The sequence below is a fragment of the Ruminiclostridium herbifermentans genome, assembly GCF_005473905.2.
Taxonomy (GTDB): Bacteria; Bacillota; Clostridia; order Acetivibrionales; family DSM-1351; genus Ruminiclostridium; species Ruminiclostridium herbifermentans.
Genome location: NZ_CP061336.1, coordinates 1,542,501 through 1,562,274, shown reverse-complemented (window position 1 = coordinate 1,562,274; position 19,774 = coordinate 1,542,501). Strand labels below are relative to the sequence as shown.

The window sequence follows — 19,774 nt, the reverse complement described above, 5'->3', positions numbered from 1 at the left end:
GGTATGTATTCTTGATTGCATAGGTCAATAAATTCAGCTAAAAAACTACTTTGTAAATACTTATTTCATTCTAAAACCTCGTTATATATAAACCAGTTACCCAAATCGTATGAGGTATTTTAATTACATTTTAGAATATAACCCTAATAGCATTATTTAATCATTATCACATAATGTAAAGAGCTGCTAATTAATCTAACTTTACCTATAATTTAATTATATTGCAAAGTGTGCAGGAAATCAATTAATATAGGTTAAAACACCATATTTAAGTACTCTTATATTATAAAAAGTATGCTTTACTTATGATTGTAATATTTTATACAAAAATATACTTAATTTAGTGTAGTCTGAGTATATAACTACTTATCTGTTTCTTTCCAGCTAATTACTTTTATATATTTCATATCTTTCATGTTAATCGTTTGGATTATTGCATTATCATCATTCATTATAATATCAGTGGCAGAATACTTAAAAAATCTTCCTATATTGGGGTTTCCATCTGTTATTAATTCACCAACAACATTTTCATCATATGTTATAGTAGCATCCCCAAAAAACACAATATTTCCCTCAGCTATCAATATTCCATCAAAAGTAGTACCATCCTTAACATAAATATCACCTTTAGCATATACTATCCCTTTACCATACCCCTTACCAATATCAATATTTTTTTTATTAGTTCCATCAGTTATACTGTTATTTGATAATACTACATTACCAGCACTGTAATACATGAATTTATTTATATCATTAGAATCCTCATAAAAGGTACTTTTAGTAAATACAGTATTATTAATACTATCAGAAAGCTTTTTCAGTTTTAATGATGAATCAGTTGTATTAGGATTTCTTAATAAATCATCCGAACTAGGAGTTTCAATAAATAAATCCATATGTTTACTATACAGTGAATTTCCATCTCTCGCATTATCTATAAAATCACCATCACCTTCTGAAAAACCAGTAGCAGGGCTGTAGAAAGTGTCATTTGCTGCTACCCCACCGTAGCAGTAACCTACTATTTTACCATTTAAATCAACACTTATTTCAATATCTCCTGTATTAAAATAGGCGGCATATTCAATATCATCCTTCCAGTAATCCCAAATCTTTTTGAAATGCATTGCTCTTTCAAAAAAGTTAAATGGATCTAGACTAACTATAGTACTATACATCATTTCTTTATTTTTTCCATATGAATTTACATAATAATCTTTCCAAGTAATATAATTTTCTGGCAATGATATGTAATCATTAATTGTTTTATTATATAAGTAAAAAACATTATCCTTATTATAAATAGGATTACCATCCTTTTCAAAGGCTGCTGCAGGTCTATCATCTGATTTTTGTATAGATATTCCAGGAACAAACATTTCCCCACCGGCAACATAATCACTATAAAGTGAACTTCCTCCTACATAAACACTACCATAAACTTCTAAGTTTGAGTCACCTGCTACAATAACAGCACTTGATATTATATCATTTCCAGAATTTCTATTTGGAGTAAGTCCAAACAGCAATCCATATATATTTTTATCTTTATCTCCTATATATACATTAGCATTGTTACCATTAATCTTTAAATCATCATATGTGAAAAGATTTTTAAATTTAGCCTCCGAATAGTTTGCCTGACTTTCAACTACTACGCTCCTGGCAAAAGTATTTCCACTAATATTTATATCTGATTCACCATATAAAGAATGTAAGTAAGATAGAGTGCCTGCATCGCCATTTATATTAAAAGAACCTTTATGATTAGAATATTTTAAAGTGTTGATATTTATCCCAAGTTCAGAAGCAAGTTCATTACTTTTTGCCTCTAAATTTTCTATAATTTTCTCTCCTAGATCTTGATCACTCCAAAAATCGTGTATAGATGTATTTCCTGAAGAAACTAAGCCTGCTAAAATTCCGCCAAATGCATAGCTATCTCTACTATAATTAATGTATTGATTATGGTTTCCATAGGTTGGCATTGTACCGCAGTTTACAACATTTCCAGTTATATTTACTGCTCCAAGAGATATAATATTCTTCTCTGCGATAAGTGCTTTACCAGATAGCATTGGAGGTTTATCACCTAGCTTATTTACCTTTACCTTAGTCATATATCCAATTTGCTTTGGAATTTCTTCTACTAGAATTTGAAATTCTGCTTCTATGCTCCTCTTGTATGTTGATGTGTTTGCAGTTGATTTGTATTCTCCTGTTGATTTAATTTTTATTGATTTACTTGGATTAAATGTATTTTGTGGATTTAGTATTCGAATTTGTGAATTACTACTACGCTCAACTTCAAAAATACTATAAGTAAATTTACCTTTATCAAAATCCACTGTATCTGAACTAGAGGTATTAAACAACTCATCCATCTTACTTTCAAATTTATATTTATATTCATTTTCGTAAATTTTTCTTAGTTCATCTTGATCTATTATTTTAATTTCATTAACATCCGAATTGTCTATTAGCCCATAAAATGGAGGATCTACAGGCACAGGATTACCCTCTTCATCTTTGTTTTTAAATTGATCTATTCTGCTTTGAATCTCTTCAAAGGATTCTTTAAGTGCGTTTTCATGTGCTTGAGCTACTTTTCCATCAATAATCTGTGCAGCTTTTTCAGCACCCGCCTGTGCATACTGCAAAGCTTTACTTCTGTCAGAAGTCATTACACTCATGCTTAATTCAGAACCCGTTAAGGCAATAACAGCAATTGCCATAACCGATAACATAAACAACATAAATAGAACTATAGTAAGCGCTGAGCCTTGATTTTTTTTTAAATTAATTACTCTCCTCATACTTATCACCCGTTATTTTCTTACATATGATGATACGCTATATATTACCTCTTTATCAGTTGCTCTTTTAATAATAACTGTAATTTCAAAAAGATGATTTATAACATTATTGTTCTCAAATGCATCGCTTGCAATATATGCTAGAATAAAACTATCTTTATTACCTATGGGAATAAACTTAATGTCAAGTTTATCATTTGAACTATCAACTAAATAAATAGTTAAGCTGTCATCTTCAGCTGTATCATCAAGTAATTCTATTTTCAGGAGCTTACCAGGTGATACTGCTTTGCCTTCATAAGTCACCTTAATTGAAATATTATTTTTTGTGCCAGTCTTCTGAGGTGAAAAATCACCGAAAACGCTATTGTGACCTTTGCATGCTAAGCTAAACTTATAATCCGACCCAAAACTACCTACATATAGCCTTAGTATACTTCCAATATCTATTTCAGAAATAGTTCCGATTTCATTACCTTTACAGTCATTAACAGTAATATCAACTAAGCCATCATTATCAACTTTATCTTGATTTACAACAAACTCTAAATCAAATTTTTTATTAACCTCATTGCCGTAGTTATAATTGACTCTAGTATCCTTACTAACCTCTGCTTTGCCTTTTTCTTTAACGATATAATGAGTCTCTAATTTGTCATTTGTCAAATCAACATATATAGCAGACGACGTTGTAGTAAGATTGGCTAAAGACATAAGATTGGTTTGAGCCTTAATATTACCCATAGCCATTTCAGCCAATGCAATTGCTTCCGTCTTTTCTTTGGCTGTGGCATTATTTTTAACTGATGCTATAACCGTGCTAAGCAGAGGCACAGCAATAATAACCAATATTGCCACTGCCAGCATGATTTCAACAAAGGTTGCTCCCTTTTCAGTTTTAAATATTCTTAGTTTATTTTTCATTTCTTACACTTCCAGTAGTCTTTCCTATTTTAACTCTTGGAGACTTTTCATCATCATACTTTATCAAATAATTTAAGGTTCTCTTTGTATTATTAATTATATTTAAGTTTATTCCTGACTTATCATTATCACCGTTTCTAGCAGATGAGAAAACAACAAGTCTTAAATCTTTTCCAATTGGAACAAATTCGAAGGTCTGCGAGTAATCATTATCAGGATATGCTTCATGGTCTGTTTTGAACTTGCAGTAATATTTTCCTGCCTTTTCCTCAATAAATATCTCGGCATTTTCAATGCCCTTATTATCACCATAAACAATTGGTGTTAAATAAGTTGTATTTTCTTTTGGATTTTTACAAGTAATAGACACACTTGGTGCAAGTCCTCCGCCATACGGAGAAGCAACAACAGAAAAATCATATGTACCAAGTTCAGAATTCGTATCATTTTTAGCAGCACTATCAAGTGAAGCCTCACCATTGCTTACAGAGTCAAAACCACTGTACTCTTTAAAGAGATTTGTTTTATTATCTGCTGGTGGTATAGGTGACCACTTTCCATCATGAAGTAAATAATAACCAGCTGCAGCTTTATCCATTATACCATAGAAGGTAATGGTGGCCGAAAACTTTAGTTTACCGTCTGTATCCTCACTCTTACCACTTGCAGCACCAGCAATATTGACTGAGTTACAGTATGCCTTTGTTCCCAAATTATTAAGATTTGTAAAGAATGCTTTTATTTGCTCAATTGTTCCCTCAGCCTCTACTTTTGCAGAAACACTATAAGGCTTTCCATTTGGAACTTCAATTTCATCTTTACTCATAGTACCTTGAGAATCCAATCCCCATAAGTAGAAGTAGTTTTTTATTTTAGCACTAGCTGCACTATTTGCCTCAGACTGAGCATCAAGCTGACTATTTGAACCAGCAGCAATAGCTGTCTCCTGATTTCCTGCTTCATTAGCAGTTCCTGCTGAGGATGCAGTTGCAGAACCTGAACTTTCTCCATTAGTAACAGGCTTGTAATTATCAAAGTTAATTGACTTAAATTCTAATTCTGAATCCTTACTAAGATTTTTAATAGTAATTATCAACTCAGAAATATCAATCTTTGGTGGATAAACCGACCTTAAATCTGTAAGCTTCGCTGACAATATTTTTATATCACTGTCGATTTTTTCTGCTCTAGCCTTATATGATGCATTGACAGTATATGTATTGTTTAATGTATTAATCTCTTCATTTATAGCCTTAATACTAGATATCTTCGGCAAAAATAAAAACCTGACAAATACAACAACAAATATAAAAATTCCTAATCCAATTAACAACTTCTTATCGCGTTCCGTCATTTTCATAAAATCACATCCTAGACCTTTAATTGATATTGAAAGATTTTATAATTCTATTTATAATCTGTTCTGTATTTGTAAAGCTAACCGAATCACATTTATATGTAACAATATAGCACTTGCCATCCTTAACAACACAAAGTTCTGAACATGTATATTTTATATTGTTATCCTCATAACTATAAACACTCTTAATTGCATCTAGTTTAGAATTTCTAGTTTGAGATGAATATTCAAGCTTATAATTTTTTAATAATCTCCTTAGTCCGCTTTGTCTCTCATCTGCAAAAGCCTTAACCTGAAGTTCTGTGTTCTCTCTCAAAATCTCTAATGAAGCTGGCTCTGCATTTGTCAGAGAATTCTTCGCAGATAAAAGAACTCTGTTATCCTTTTCTTCACTTATAACCCAATCAGGTATATAGCCAATGCTAATGGTTTGATCCCATCCATAATATTTAGTCAAATTATCATTATTTACGCCTTCTAATACAAGATCAAAAGCTCTTCCATTATTCTCTTGATTTTTTGTAATGGTTGACATCCCAATTTTTTTAAAGTACGCATCATCTTTTATGTTTTTAATAAAGTATGCTATTGTTTCCTCATTTTCTGCAATACAGCTTAGTGAAACCTTTACATTTGATTCAGAATCACCTGATATATCCATTTTTTGAACAAATACTTTTTCAGGCGAAGCGTTCTCAATTGCATTCATTATTTCTAGCGAACTAAACTGCCTTTGAGCAAGTGATATTCCCTCTTTTTCTCTAGCTTCAACTGCTTGCTTTAAAGTATTAAATTCTTTTACTTCAGTAACATAAATATTTGTTTTTGCAACTTCGTCAATCAGCACAGCTTTCTCATTTTTAAGATTATTCTCATATAATGTTGGAAATATATATGCTGATACAAATACAATTGCTATAAGAACTATTAAAATAGAAAGCAATGCTTTTTTGTGCTTACTCTTTTTTTCAAATACATAATTGGCAGGTATTAGATTTAAGTCCTTCAATATACATCTCCACCTTAATTAGAAATTAGTACTGCTTTATTCTATCGGAATTCTATAACTGCTTTCCAGAGCAATTTTACCGCTTTTACCACATTCGACCTCTACATAGACTATTATTAAATCACTATCAATATAATTATTTGTGATTGGGTCTATATATTTTCCCTTTATTTTCTTTTCAACAACAAAATCCAGAACTTTGACTTCTTTTTTATTTGAAGTGACATTCTCAAAATAGCTTTCTCGAACAGGGTCACCTTTATCATCTAAATATATATAATCAAGGCTTGTTCCATTGAATATATAAGTCTGTATTGGTAAATTATTTTCATCTAAAATTGAAATACTTTTTCCTCTATTAGAGTCTCCATTGATATTTTCCCCAATTTGTATTTTGTTGCTCCCCACATTACTTCTCTGTAAATCCCCCATAACACCATACGAAATCAAACCGTTGCCATACAATCCCTTTCCATACAAAACCGCTCTAGCACTTTTTTGCGCTATCGATTTGTCAGATTCCGTTATAAAGTTACTGTATGCAGTAGTGAATATGAGTGAAATAGGTATCATAATAGCTGCCATGATTGCTACTGTTGCTATAACCTCAACTAGCGTCATGCCTTTTTTACTTTTTATATTCATTTACCCTCACTCCAATAATAACTATCTGCGTTCTAAGTTTTTTGCCTACTTCCTAACCAAACCGCCTATTACATTTACTAGTCTGATATAGTCTTTCTCAAACAGCTCTTTGCCCTTTTTTCCCCTATAAATAAGCTCATTCCCCATAGGAAGCAATTCAACTGGCAAATTAAAGTAGTTTGTAAAATACTCTGAGATTCCGGCAAGTTTACTTCCTCCGCCACAAATAAAAATCCTTTGAACACGATTTGAACTATCTCTTGAATTCGAAAAATCAATAAACCTGCTAATATCTGCAACGATATTCCCCATACCTCTTTCAATTACTGGAGTTATTTCTGATTGCCTTACAGCTGCTACTTCTGTTTGAGTATCCGAAGCAGCTCGATATGATATTTTAAGTTGTTCAGCCTTATCCTCCTCAATACTAAATTCAGCTGAAATATTTCTGTCAATTTCAGAACTCCCATTTAACAGAATTCTATTAAATTTCAAATAATTATTTCTAAAAATACAAACTAATGATGTAGAATAACCTATATCAACTAATGCAAACTCCTCTTGTGAATTAAAAACCTGCTCTGTTTTATATGAAAACCCCTTTATAACGCAATTTGCAGGTATATCTATTGCTATTAATTGCTGTTTTAAAAGCTTTGATAATTGAATATAACCTTCTATCTGTTTATTTGGAACGGCAACAATTAAAACACGAGAATGTGATCCTTCACTATCTGTTACATTCTCTAACAGCTTATAATCAGTGGTATAATTCTGCAAATCAACAGGAAAATACTGCTGTGCTTCAAACTCAAGTATTTGACCTATTTCCTTGTCTGTAGATAAAGGAATTTGGATTTCTCTAGTAATAACTCCTGTTCCTGTTACACTAAGAACAAGACCAGCTTTTTTGATTTTATTATTTTTAAATGACTCAATTATTGTTTGTGCAAGTAATTCAGCATTTAAAATAATACCATCATTTATGCAATCCTTTGGTGTCTCAATAATATCATATTCATCCACAATAATATTCTTTTTATTGGTACTTCCATAAGCAATTTTAGTGGTTTTATTGCCTATGTCCAAAGAAATTAGCTTCTTTTCAAACATAATAACCTCCGTCCGCTTTAGGTATAAAATTAAAGTGAAATGCCAGATTAATTTTGCAATACACTGCATCTCACATTACTTAAAGCAAATCTCAATACTTGCAAAAAACACTTGTGGTTTTTGTTGCTCGAAAATGCACTATGTTTGCACTAACTATATTTTCGAGTTTACAATGTTTTGTCATAAAATATATTGTAATTATCGTGGTGAACCTTTTCTTTTTGAAAATCTTGCATATTAACTCAGCTTATACTGGCAAAATCTACTTGCAGTTTTTGTTACTCGAAAATGCACCATGTTCACACTAATTACATTTTCGAGTTATCTTGCGGTTTTTGTGACTTGGAAATAAATTATCTCGCCCAAACTTTTTTCTAATGAATGTATGTACTCAATTTTCCTTGCAAAAACCGCATATAGCTCTGTCTCACAAAAAACCAATGTTCGCTCAAACTTTGTTTTAAGATTAACTTAACTTATACTGGTATAAATCCCATATAAAACTCAATAATATTCCAGCCATACAGCATTGCTACAAATGTGCCTATTGCAATAAATGGCCCAAATGGAACTTCTGACTTACCATTTAACTTTCTTAATAAAATAAGAGCACAACTAAATATAGCTGCTAATAATACTGATAACAACAATGCAACCAAGGTCAGCCTCCAGCCAAGAAACAGTCCGACAACTGCCAATAGCTTGACATCTCCCATCCCCATTGCATCATTTTTATAAACCAATGAACCAATAACTGCTACTAAGAGCAGGGTCCCAGCCCCACAAACAATCCCTATAATTGGATTGTACCAAACTCTATCACCATACATATCTACTTGATAAAACAAATTGTATGCAAATAGAGCCGCACCACTGAGCATACCTGCAATAATAAATTCATTTGGTATAATCTTTAAATCAAAATCAATAAAAGCAACACATATCAGTATGATAGACAAAATTATTGCTGCTAAAAACTCAACTGATATAGAAAATCTGAAATACAATAACACAAATATTAATGAAGTCAAGCCCTCAACTATGGGGTATCTGGCGGAGACTCTCGCACCACAGTAGCGGCATTTTCCTCTTAATAATAACCAACTGAAAACAGGTATCAAATCCCAAGCCTTCAGCCTAGTATCGCAGCCCGTACAATGAGACGGCGGACTAATAATTGACTGCTTTGATGGTATTCGGTAAATACATACATTCAAAAAACTACCAATTATAAGACCAAAAGCTGCGATGTAGAGTGTGATGAGTGTTTGCATGTTAATCTTATTTACCGTGCTGATCATCACTAGCATCATCATTTAATTTATAAGGATTAGTCATACCTGAACCATCATAACCAACTTTTAATGTTGCTGGATCAAACCACCAATTAGCTGCTTTATTTGGATCTTTGCTATTTACAGGATATTTGTGACCAACAAGCTTTTGCTTTATTGTGTTCTCAATAGTTCCGCTAGCAGGTGTAAGTACCTTAACTCCACCAGTTTCAACATAATATAGCGAACCATCTGCCAAGCACAATTGTACTGCTGTTTCGATATTTTGAATTTGTGCTTTCATCCCTGCATCTTGTGCATCCTTAACTGAATTCATAATCATTGGAACAGCAATTACCGCCAACACACCCAAAATTGCCACAACAACAATCAATTCTGTAAGAGTATAACCCTTCTTATTTTTCTTAAACTTACTAAAAAACCCTTTCACAAGAACTCCCCCTTAAAATTATTTATATATATTACTGGCCAATACCCTGATTCATGGTAAATGTAGGCATTATCATGGCTATAACCATAAAACCCACGATAACTGCAAGTACCATCATCATAAGTGGTTCCAACATCGCTAAAAGCTTGCTTATTGATGTCTCCACTTCTTCATCATAGAAATCCGCCACCTTTTCCATGATTGCATCAAGAGAACCGGCTTCCTCGCCTACACTAATCATCTGTGTAACCATAAGCGGGAAAATTCCCATTCTCTCAAGGGGTGCTGCCAGATTTGAACCGCTCTTGATATCATCACTAACCTGTATAAGTCCTCTAGAAACCACCTGATTGTTAACAACTCTGTCTACAACCTCAAGTGATTGTATTAGTGAAACTCCAGAACTGAGCAGAGTGCTCATTGTCCTTGTAAAGCTTGCTGCCAATATCTTTTTTACATTTGGTCCAACAAGAGGCATTTTGTAAATAATTTTGTCAATAATATATTTACCTCCCTCAGTGCTTTTAAATTTCTTAAAGCCAACCCTCAGAAGTATTATTGCTGTAATTAAACCAACTATAAAAATTGGGTTTGTAAAAAGTCCGCTGATGTATAACAAAATCTTTGTGGGTGTCGGTAATTCTCCACCAGTGGAATTTATAATGCCCACAAATGTAGGAACAATAAATATAAGCATAAAGGTTACCATTACTAAAGCTATACATCCTATTACTGCAGGATAAACCATTGCTGTCGATACCTTTGATTTTATCTTACTATCCTTTTCGTACTGTATTGCCAGCCTCTCTAGTACCGCTTCAAGAGTACCGCCCACCTCTCCAACCTCAACCATACTTACCATAAGTGGTGGAAAAACCTTGGGAAGTGCCTTCATAGCTTCTGATAATGTACTTCCCTTCTGAACTTCATCATAAACTGATGATATAGCCTCTTTGAGTGTTTTATTTTCCGTTTGTTGCCTTAGCATGTCCAAACACCCAATAACAGTAACACCAGCATTCAGCATTGTATGAAATTGGCGGCAAAGCACAGCAAATTCCTTTGGCTTAATCTTCTTATTGAATTTAAAGTTTATTTCTACACCTTTTTCATTTTTTGCTTCAATGGAAAGTGGATAATATCCTTTTTCTTTTATTAATTCAACTACCATATTTTTGTCGGCGGCTTCAAAGCTACCTGTGACAGTTGTACCTGCAGCTGTCTTTGCCTTATAGTTATATGTAGCCAATCATATCACCCCATAAATCGCATCAGATTTTCTTGATCAGTTGCATGTATTAATGCTTCTTCCTGGCTTATAACACCTTTTTTGTATAAATTCGCAATGCTGCTGTCCATTGTCTGCATGCCAAACCTTGAACCCATCTGTATTTGTGAATTAATTTGATGGGTTTTACCTTCTCGAATCAGGTTTCTAATTGCTGGATTGGCAACCATTATTTCAACTGCTGCAGCTCTACCTGCAACATCCTTACGTGGGATGAGCTGCTGTGATATAACACCTTGAATAACTGAGGAAAGTTGTACACGAATCTGCTGTTGCTGATGAGGCGGAAATACGTCAATTATTCTGTCAATTGTATTAGCAGCCCCTATGGTATGCAGTGTTGAAAGTACAAGATGCCCTGTTTCAGCAGCTGTGACAGCTATTGCAATTGTCTCAATATCTCTCATCTCACCTACTAAAATAACATCCGGATCTTCTCTTAATGCAGCTCTTAGCGCTGCTGCATATGAATGAGAATCATTTCCTATTTCCCTCTGGTTAACAATTGATTTATTATGTCGATGAAGATACTCTATAGGATCCTCCAAAGTTAGAATATGACAATCTCTTTCTTTATTTATCATATCTATTATGGAAGCCAATGTTGTTGATTTTCCGCTGCCTGTTGGCCCTGTTACCAATATCAAACCTTTTGTTTTTTTACTCAGTTCCTTTACAATGTCAGGTATTCCAAGTTCATCAAAAGACGGTATTGTTAAATTTACTATTCTTATTGCAGCACAACAGGTACCTCTTTGTTTGTAAACATTTGCCCTGAACCTTGCCATTCCCTGTAAAGAAAATGATAAGTCCAGTTCCCCATTTTCTTCATATACCCTCCACTGTTCATCATTTAGCATATTTCGCACTAACTCTTTAGTATCAGCTGGGAGTAATCTATAGTCATCAAATGTAATAAGCCTTCCATTTTGTCTGTATGTAGGTGGGACTCCAACTGTAATATGTAAATCAGAAGCTCCAATCTCTCTAGCCTTTTTTAGCAAATCTTCCAGTAACATTTTTCCCCCGTTAAGTACATAATAACATATTAATAATAACATATTTTTTCAATTTAAAGTATTTCCTATTAAACTTTAATTAAAATTGTCAAATATTTTTTTAATTATCTTCAAACTAAAACACCATTATTCTTTATACATTCTTTTGTTAAGTAAATAAATATTCTTCGATGAAAAAATTGATTTCCAATATGTATAATAATATATTTCCCTTTATAACCATTGATATTATTGTATATTTAAGCAGTTTTACATCTATACCTTCAAATTAATACAACATCAATCATTTGAATATGCGGTTCTTAGCAATTCACTAACAGTGGTTACACCAGCAAGAACCTTTTTTAACAAATTTTCTCTCAAAGTCTGCATTCCATTTTTAATAGAATAATCTTTCAGTTCTGCTTCAGAACACCTGTTATTTATCATTTCCTTGTGCTTTCTAGAAACCGTAATAACTTCATATACACCCTGTCGACCTCTGTAGCCTGTGAAGGTACACATTGGACAGCCTCTTCCTCTATATAATGTAGGTCTTTCCCCTTTTAGCTGTAAAACTTCCATCTCCTCATCTGTTGCTGTATAGCTTTCCATACAGTTAGGACAAATTCTCCTAACCAATCTTTGTGCTATAACTCCTACCATTGCAGAGGAAACCATATACGGCTCAATTCCCATATCTATTAATCTTAAAACAGAACTAGGAGCATCATTTGTATGTATTGTACTAAGTACTAAGTGTCCTGTTATAGCAGCTCTAACAGCTATTTCCGCAGTTTCAGTATCTCTGATTTCACCTATCATAATAACATCTGGATCCTGTCTCAAAATAGACCGCAAACTTGTAGCAAATGTCATTCCAGTTTTTGTATTAACCTGTACCTGATTAACTCCCTCAATTAAACATTCAACAGGATCTTCGACTGTAACAATATTTATGTCCTGCCTGTTAATCTCGCTAATTGCACTATATAGTGTAGTTGACTTACCACTTCCAGTTGGTCCTGTAACTAATATAATGCCATGAGGATTTTGCAACATATTTGTAAACTGCTTAATTTCATATTCATTAAAACCAAGTTCTTCTTTTGACAAGATAAAGGCATTTTTATCTGCTATACGAATAACAATTTTTTCTCCATATATTGTTGGCAGTATAGATACTCGAAGATCATATTCTCTGCCGTCAACCTCAATACTGATACGACCATCCTGTGGAAGACGCTTTTCTGCAATATTCATTCCACCTATTATTTTTATACGTGCCGATATTGCAGGCATAATGTCAATATCAGGTCTCATAATCACACTTAGCTGACCATCTATTCTGTATCGTATATTTATATATGTCTCGAAAGGTTCTATATGTATATCACTTGCTCTGCTTCTAACAGCCTGTTCTATAATGGAATTTATAGCTTTAACAGCAGGTGAATTATTTACTTCATCTTCACTTTGATCATTAACAACTTCTGAATTAATTTTTAAAGTAGAGTGTTCTTTTTTAAACTCCTCAACTGCCCTCATTGCTTTATCAGCGCCATAGTATTTGTCAATTGCTTTAATTACAGAAGCATTATTTGCAATTACTGGTTGAACTTCCAATCCTGAATATATTCTTACATCATCTATTGCAAATACATTCAAAGGGTCACTCATTGCAACAGTCAGAATGCCCTTATCTTTCTTAATAGGAATAAGTCCATATCGTCTGGCAATACTCTCTGGTATAGACGAACATGCCAGCTTTTCAATATTATATTTTTCTAGCTTAACATGTGGGATTCCAAGCTGAAATTCAAGTACTTGTATAATATCATCTTCGGTTGCATAACCAAGCTTTGTAATTGCATTTCCTAATTTCTCACCAGTCTTCTTTTGAAATTCAATTGCTGCATCAAGTTGTTCCTGCGTTATCATTCCAACTTCTAGAAGCAAATCACCAAGACGCTTTCTAGGTTTTTTCATCAATAGTATTCACATCCAATTATCTTATTTTTGCGAGTATATATTTGGTAAAATTATGTATTATTAAAATCTATATTATAATTATTATTTATATACCGTTTTTTTCTGTCATGCATTTTATATTCTACGTTTTATCAAAAAATCCTTTAAATCAAATATATTGCGAAGCAACAAATTATAATTTATAATTACATTATATTATTAAATTATTATTACTTCAACAAAAATATACATTTCAAGGAATAAATTTGCATTTCCATTTGTCTTGTTATATCTATTTATAGTATATATTGTTATTATTTTACATTATATTTTTTCAAGAAGACTAATCTTTTAATACAATAGTATTTCAATTTTTTACAGACTACTTAATATATTAATTTTTATACAATAATGATGATTTTATATACCACAAGAATTTTAACCTATAATCTTTATTTTTCATTTCGATTCATATCTAAGAATCCAATTTTTCTTTCTACTTATTAAGTGGAATTATAAGTAAATAAAACAACTAGAAACATAAATATATGCTAAATAATAGAATTATTTTAGTAATTACTAGAATTAGCACCTACTCATTCGCATCGATTGATTTTACTCCTACATCCACATTTCATTGCTAAAATTTTTGAAATATCGCTTGTAAATTATATGTTCTGTTAATTAAAAAACTAATCTAAATAATAGAATTATTTTAGTAATTACTAGAATCAGCACCTACTCATTCGCATCGATTGATTTTGCCTCTATATCCACATTTCATTGCTAAAATTTTTTGAAATATCGCATGTAAATTTATATGTTCTGTTAATTAAAAAACTAATCTAAATAATAGAATTATTTTAGTAATTACTAGAATTAGCACTGCTTATTCTCACGATTGATTTTACTCCTACATTCACATTTCATTGCTAAAATTTTTTGAAATATCGCATGTAAATTTATATGTTCTGTTAATTAAAAAACTAATCTAAATAATAGAATTATTTTAGTAATTACTAGAATTAGCACTGCTTATTCTCACGATTGATTTTACTCCTACATTCACATTTCATTGCTAAAATTTTCTGAAATATCGCTTATAAATTTATATATTATGTTATTAAAAAAACTAATCTAAATAATAGAATTATTTTAGTAATTACTAGAATTAGTACTGCTCATTCTCATCAATTTTCCGCTACATCCATAGTTCTTAGCTAAATTTTTATTGGAAATATCGTATACAAATTTATATGTTCTGTTAATTAAAAAACTAATCTAAATAATAGAATTATTTTAGTAATTACTAGAATTAGCACTGCTCATTCGCATCGATTGATTTTGCCTCTATATCCACATTTCATTGCTAAAATTTTTTGAAATATCGCATGTAAATTTATATGTTCTGTTTAAAAGAAATGTATAAATCATAAATCCATTTTTATATCATATATAAAAACTAATTTACATAATAAAATCCAACTAATCTTATGACTAGTTGGATTTTGGCTCCCCCTGTTGGACTTGAACCAACGACATCGTGATTAACAGTCACGCGCTCTACCGACTGAGCTAAGGAGGAATATAATTCTGGCAGAGACTTACTTTCCCAGGCCGTCGCCAGCCAAGTATTATCAGCACTGAGATGCTTAACTTCCGTGTTCGGTATGGGAACGGGTGTGTCCATCTCGTCATATCCACCAGAAACTTTATCTCTTCTTAAAGTTTTACTCCTCGAAGAGTTTTTGACTTAATTTTTTACTGCTATTCATTAAATGTACCTTTACTGCTTTTGTATGTTAATACATTTCATATACTCTGTCAAGCATATTTTGTACATTCAGAACTAAATAATGTTATCGATTGAAGATGTACTTTCCTCATTTCTAGATTAAAACGACCTACTCTTGAATACCTGTTGGAAACTTTTGTTCCTCTTCTTTGGGTCAAACCCTCGACCTATTAGTATCAATCAGCTAAATACATTACTGTACTTACACTCTTGACCTATCAACCATGTAGTCTACATGGGGTCTTACCTATTGCTAGTGGGATATCTCATCTTGAGGTGGGTTTCACGCTTAGATGCCTTCAGCGTTTATCCCTTCCGAACTTGGCTACCCAGCTGTGCCATTGGTATGACAACTGGTGCACTAGAGGTTCGTCCATCCCGGTCCTCTCGTACTAAGGACAGATCCTCTCAAATATCCTGCGCCCGCGGCAGATAGGGACCGAACTGTCTCACGACGTTCTGAACCCAGCTCGCGTACCGCTTTAATTGGCGAACAGCCAAACCCTTGGAACCTGCTACAGCTCCAGGATGCGATGAGCCGACATCGAGGTGCCAAACCTCCCCGTCGATGTGGACTCTTGGGGGAGATAAGCCTGTTATCCCCAGGGTAGCTTTTATCCGTTGAGCGATGGCAATTCCACTTTCATACCACCGGATCACTAAGTCCTACTTTCGTATCTGCTCGAGTTGTAGCTCTCGCAGTCAGGCTACCTTATGCCTTTGCACTCGATGCGCGATTTCCAACCGCGCTGAGGTAACCTTTGAACGCCTCCGTTACTCTTTAGGAGGCGACCGCCCCAGTCAAACTGCCCACCTGACAGTGTCCCAGTACCAGTTTATGGTACCTGGTTAGAGTTCCAGTACTTTTAGAGTGGTATCCCAACGTCGACTCCATAATGGCTGGCGCCACTACTTCTCAGTCTCCCACCTATCCTGTACAAAAAATACCGAAACCCAATATCAAGCTACAGTGAAGCTCCATGGGGTCTTTCCGTCTAGCCGCGGGTAACTTGCATCTTCACAAGTACTACAATTTCGCCGGGTACGTTGTTGAGACAGTGCCCAAGTCATTACGCCATTCGTGCGGGTCAGAACTTACCTGACAAGGAATTTCGCTACCTTAGGACCGTTATAGTTACGGCCGCCGTTTACTGGGGCTTAAGTTCATGCCTTCGCTTGCGCTAAGCAATTCCCGTAACCTTCCAGCACCGGGCAGGCGTCAGCCCCTATACTTCATCTTTCGATTTAGCAGAGACCTGTGTTTTTGATAAACAGTTGCTTGGGCCTATTCTCTGCGACCACTATCTCTAGTGGCACCCCTTATCGCTAACTTACGGGGTCAATTTGCCGAGTTCCTTAACAACGCTTCTCCCGCTCGTCTTAGGATTCTCTCCTCACCTACCTGTGTCGGTTTGCGGTACTGGTACCTTTATTCTGGATAGTGGATTTTCTCGTCAGTGTGGAATCGGTCACTTCGGTACTTATTTTCCCTCCGCATCACGCCTTCGAAACATCTAGCGGATTTGCCTACTAGACTATCTACCTCGCTTGCGCATACTTTTCCAGCTGTATGCTTGACTTATCCTCCTGCGTCCCCACCTCTCTCATAACGAATAACGGTAGTACAGGAATTTCAACCTGTTGTCCATCACTTACGCCTTTCGGCCTCAGCTTAGGTCCAGACTTACCCTGGGCGGACGAACCTTCCCCAGGAAACCTTAGGCTTTCGACGGTAAAGATTCTCACTTTACTCTCGCTACTTATTCCGGCATTCTCACTACTGCTTCGTCCACACGTCCTTCCGGTCGTGCTTCAACCTACAACAGTAAGCTCCCCTACCACCCTCGTGTGCTCCATGCTATACCCGGTATACACTTTAGCCTTAAAACCATTTTACGAAAACCTCTGAATTATTCTTAATGGTCGGTTTTCGTGAAATGTTTTTAATCCATTTCTTCTGGGTATACCATGGAACACACGCTGATCCATAGCTTCGGTATACAGTTTAGCCCCGGACATTTTCGGCGCAGGCTCACTCGACTAGTGAGCTATTACGCACTCTTTGAATGAGTGGCTGCTTCTAAGCCAACATCCTAGTTGTCTTAGCAAACCCACATCCTTTTCCACTTAACTGTAATTTGGGGACCTTAGCTGATGGTCTGGGCTGTTTCCCTTTTGACCACGGGACTTATCTCTCGTAGTCTGACTCCCAAGTAACATCATTACGGCATTCGGAGTTTGATAGGGTTCGGTAACCTGGTAAGGCCCCTAGCCCATTCAGTGCTCTACCTCCGTATGACTCTAACTTGAGGCTAGCCCTAAAGCTATTTCGGGGAGAACCAGCTATCTCCGAGTTCGATTGGAATTTCTCCGCCACCCACAGCTCATCCCAGACCTTTTCAACGGTCATGTGGTTCGGTCCTCCACGAGATTTTACTCCCGCTTCAACCTGTCCATGGGTAGGTCACCCGGTTTCGGGTCTATAGCATGTAACTTTGTCGCCCTATTAAGACTCGGTTTCCCTTCGGCTCCGTACTTTACGTACTTAACCTCGCTACATACAATAACTCGCCGGACCGTTCTACAAAAAGTACGCTGTCGAGCTTTAACGCTCTTCAACTGCTTGTAAACATAGGGTTTCAGGTTCTCTTTCACTCCCCTCCCGGGGTTCTTTTCACCTTTCCCTCACGGTACTGCTCCACTATCGGTCACCAGTTAGTATTTAGCCTTGGATGGTGGTCCACCCTGCTTCCCACGAGGTTTCACGTGCCTCGTGGTACTCTGGATACTAGCCTGTCTCTTCACATTTCGCATACGGGACTTTTACCCTCTATGGTCTCAGCTTTCCAGCTGCTCATTCTGCTATGCTCTGAGAATCATTATGCTAGTCCTCAACCCCAAGAAATATTGCTATTTCTTGGTTTGGGCTAATCCGCTTTCGCTCGCCACTACTTACGGAATCTCTTTTGATTTCTTTTCCTGTTGGTACTTAGATGTTTCAGTTCCCAACGTCTGCCCTCGTTACACTATTTATTCATGTAACGATGACCAAATGTTTAGTTTGGCCGGGTTCCCCCATTCGGATATCTACGGGTCAATGGCTATTTGCGCCTCTCCGTAGCTTTTCGCAGCTTGTCACGTCCTTCATCGCCTTCTGGTGCCTAGGCATTCACCCTACGCTCTTAGTAGCTTGACCTCTTTTCGAATTATCTTCGATAATTTGGATTCTCAAGTATATCAATTGCTTCTCACAATTGATTGTGATTGTCTTAACCTATCAATGAGTTCTTTCCTAAGAGTCACGTGTACCTTTCTTTTGCAAAAATTGTACATATTACCCTTATTATTTGTCGCGTAAATATTATTCACAATGTAAATTATATCTACGTTTTCTCATCTTCATTAAAACTTGTTTCTATGAAACTTTAATTCCATAAAGAAATTTAAATTTCATAAAAAACGCATTTATCGATACATTATTTAGTTCTCAATGTACAATACGAACCTCGGTTCGTTTACTATGCTTTCCATAGTTAATCCATGTATTAAATCTTTCAATTCTCAACACGGACTTTTATTATACCAGCTTTCATTAATATGTCAACTGGTTTTTTACCGGAATCTTTTATTCCGATATGGTGGAGATAATGAGAATCGAACTCATGACCCCCTGCTTGCAAGGCAGGTGCTCTCCCAGCTGAGCTATACCCCCACGGTAAATGTTAGATATAACTTTTGCCTTTTAGAGCAATCGTTCGTCTCTAACTGCAATATCCATATTTCAAAACCCTAACACTTTTAACTAAAAACCAATTACGAACATTTGTTCTTTAACTTGATTTCTATGTATTAAAATATCTTGGGCTTTGAAAACTAAACAGTGACTAAAGGATTTACTTCGTAAATCCTCATGCAAAGTACTCTAAGATAATGTTTTACCAGACTTCGCGAGCTCTGCTCAAGCTAATTCTGACACTATCTTCGACCTAAAGATTCTGGATAATCACAACTTACGCTGCATCATCCCTGTCTCCTTAGAAAGGAGGTGATCCAGCCGCACCTTCCGATACGGCTACCTTGTTACGACTTCACCCCAATCATCGGCCCCACCTTCGGCGACGTCC

11 protein-coding genes, 2 tRNA genes and 3 rRNA genes (1 of these 16 running past the window's edge) are annotated in these 19,774 nt (G+C 34.9%); all 16 read right to left on the bottom strand.

Annotated features, from left to right (window positions below; genetic code table 11):
* Positions 1-362: 362 nt before the first annotated feature.
* A complete protein-coding gene (locus EHE19_RS06710) occupies positions 363-2,822 on the bottom strand; it encodes a pilus assembly PilX family protein (protein ID WP_137698878.1) in 2,460 nt (819 codons plus the stop codon).
* A 12-nt stretch (positions 2,823-2,834) separates the two neighbouring features.
* Positions 2,835-3,746 (bottom strand): type II secretion system protein, encoded by a 912-nt coding sequence (locus tag EHE19_RS06705; RefSeq protein ID WP_137698879.1) that lies wholly within the window; start codon positions 3,744-3,746, stop codon positions 2,835-2,837.
* Positions 3,736-5,106, bottom strand: coding sequence for a hypothetical protein (locus EHE19_RS06700; RefSeq protein ID WP_137698880.1), 1,371 nt, complete (start codon positions 5,104-5,106; stop codon positions 3,736-3,738). Before EHE19_RS06700 ends, EHE19_RS06705 begins: the two co-directional genes overlap by 11 nt.
* A 19-nt stretch (positions 5,107-5,125) precedes the next feature.
* On the bottom strand, positions 5,126-6,115 hold the full coding sequence (locus EHE19_RS06695; protein ID WP_137698881.1) for a PilN domain-containing protein: 990 nt from the start codon (positions 6,113-6,115) through the stop codon (positions 5,126-5,128).
* A 36-nt stretch (positions 6,116-6,151) separates the two neighbouring features.
* Positions 6,152-6,760, bottom strand: a complete 609-nt coding sequence (locus tag EHE19_RS06690; protein ID WP_137698882.1) for a PilW family protein — start codon at positions 6,758-6,760, stop codon at positions 6,152-6,154.
* Positions 6,761-6,805: 45 nt separating this feature from the next.
* The gene (gene pilM / locus EHE19_RS06685; RefSeq protein WP_137698883.1) at positions 6,806-7,873 is read right to left on the bottom strand and encodes a type IV pilus assembly protein PilM; all 1,068 of its coding nucleotides are present in this window, start codon (positions 7,871-7,873) and stop codon (positions 6,806-6,808) included.
* A 476-nt stretch (positions 7,874-8,349) separates the two neighbouring features.
* Entirely contained in the window at positions 8,350-9,147 is a 798-nt protein-coding gene (locus tag EHE19_RS06680) for a prepilin peptidase (protein ID WP_137698892.1), read from the bottom strand.
* A gap of 7 nt (positions 9,148-9,154) precedes the next feature.
* Positions 9,155-9,598 carry a type II secretion system protein gene (locus tag EHE19_RS06675; protein ID WP_137698884.1) on the bottom strand — a complete coding sequence of 148 codons (444 nt, stop codon included), beginning with the start codon at positions 9,596-9,598 and terminating at the stop codon, positions 9,155-9,157.
* 31 nt (positions 9,599-9,629) lie between these two features.
* On the bottom strand, positions 9,630-10,847 hold the full coding sequence (locus EHE19_RS06670) for a type II secretion system F family protein (protein ID WP_137698885.1): 1,218 nt from the start codon (positions 10,845-10,847) through the stop codon (positions 9,630-9,632).
* 5 nt (positions 10,848-10,852) lie between these two features.
* Positions 10,853-11,905, bottom strand: a complete 1,053-nt coding sequence (locus tag EHE19_RS06665; protein WP_137698886.1) for a type IV pilus twitching motility protein PilT — start codon at positions 11,903-11,905, stop codon at positions 10,853-10,855.
* A 279-nt stretch (positions 11,906-12,184) separates the two neighbouring features.
* Positions 12,185-13,876 (bottom strand): GspE/PulE family protein, encoded by a 1,692-nt coding sequence (locus EHE19_RS06660; protein WP_137698887.1) that lies wholly within the window; start codon positions 13,874-13,876, stop codon positions 12,185-12,187.
* 1,488 nt (positions 13,877-15,364) lie between these two features.
* Positions 15,365-15,440 (bottom strand) — tRNA-Asn (locus EHE19_RS06655).
* A 6-nt stretch (positions 15,441-15,446) separates the two neighbouring features.
* Positions 15,447-15,563, bottom strand: a 5S ribosomal RNA gene (gene rrf, locus EHE19_RS06650).
* Between the two features lie 237 nt (positions 15,564-15,800).
* Positions 15,801-18,846: ribosomal RNA gene (locus EHE19_RS06645) — 23S ribosomal RNA — on the bottom strand.
* Positions 18,847-19,286: 440 nt separating this feature from the next.
* A tRNA-Ala gene (locus EHE19_RS06640) sits at positions 19,287-19,362 on the bottom strand.
* Between the two features lie 326 nt (positions 19,363-19,688).
* Positions 19,689-19,774 (bottom strand): 16S ribosomal RNA (locus EHE19_RS06635) (it continues 1,436 nt past the right edge of the window).
* Together the 16S, 23S and 5S rRNA genes with 2 tRNA genes alongside form the textbook arrangement of a ribosomal RNA operon.

Coding starts and splice junctions, on each gene's coding strand:
- EHE19_RS06690 (WP_137698882.1), bottom strand. CDS start 6,760: ATGAATATAAAAAGTAAAAAAGGCATGACGCTAGTTGAGGTTATAGCA.
- EHE19_RS06680 (WP_137698892.1), bottom strand. CDS start 9,147: ATGCAAACACTCATCACACTCTACATCGCAGCTTTTGGTCTTATAATT.
- EHE19_RS06705 (WP_137698879.1), bottom strand. CDS start 3,746: ATGAAAAATAAACTAAGAATATTTAAAACTGAAAAGGGAGCAACCTTT.
- EHE19_RS06710 (WP_137698878.1), bottom strand. CDS start 2,822: ATGAGGAGAGTAATTAATTTAAAAAAAAATCAAGGCTCAGCGCTTACT.
- pilM (WP_137698883.1), bottom strand. CDS start 7,873: ATGTTTGAAAAGAAGCTAATTTCTTTGGACATAGGCAATAAAACCACT.
- EHE19_RS06700 (WP_137698880.1), bottom strand. CDS start 5,106: ATGAAAATGACGGAACGCGATAAGAAGTTGTTAATTGGATTAGGAATT.
- EHE19_RS06665 (WP_137698886.1), bottom strand. CDS start 11,905: ATGTTACTGGAAGATTTGCTAAAAAAGGCTAGAGAGATTGGAGCTTCT.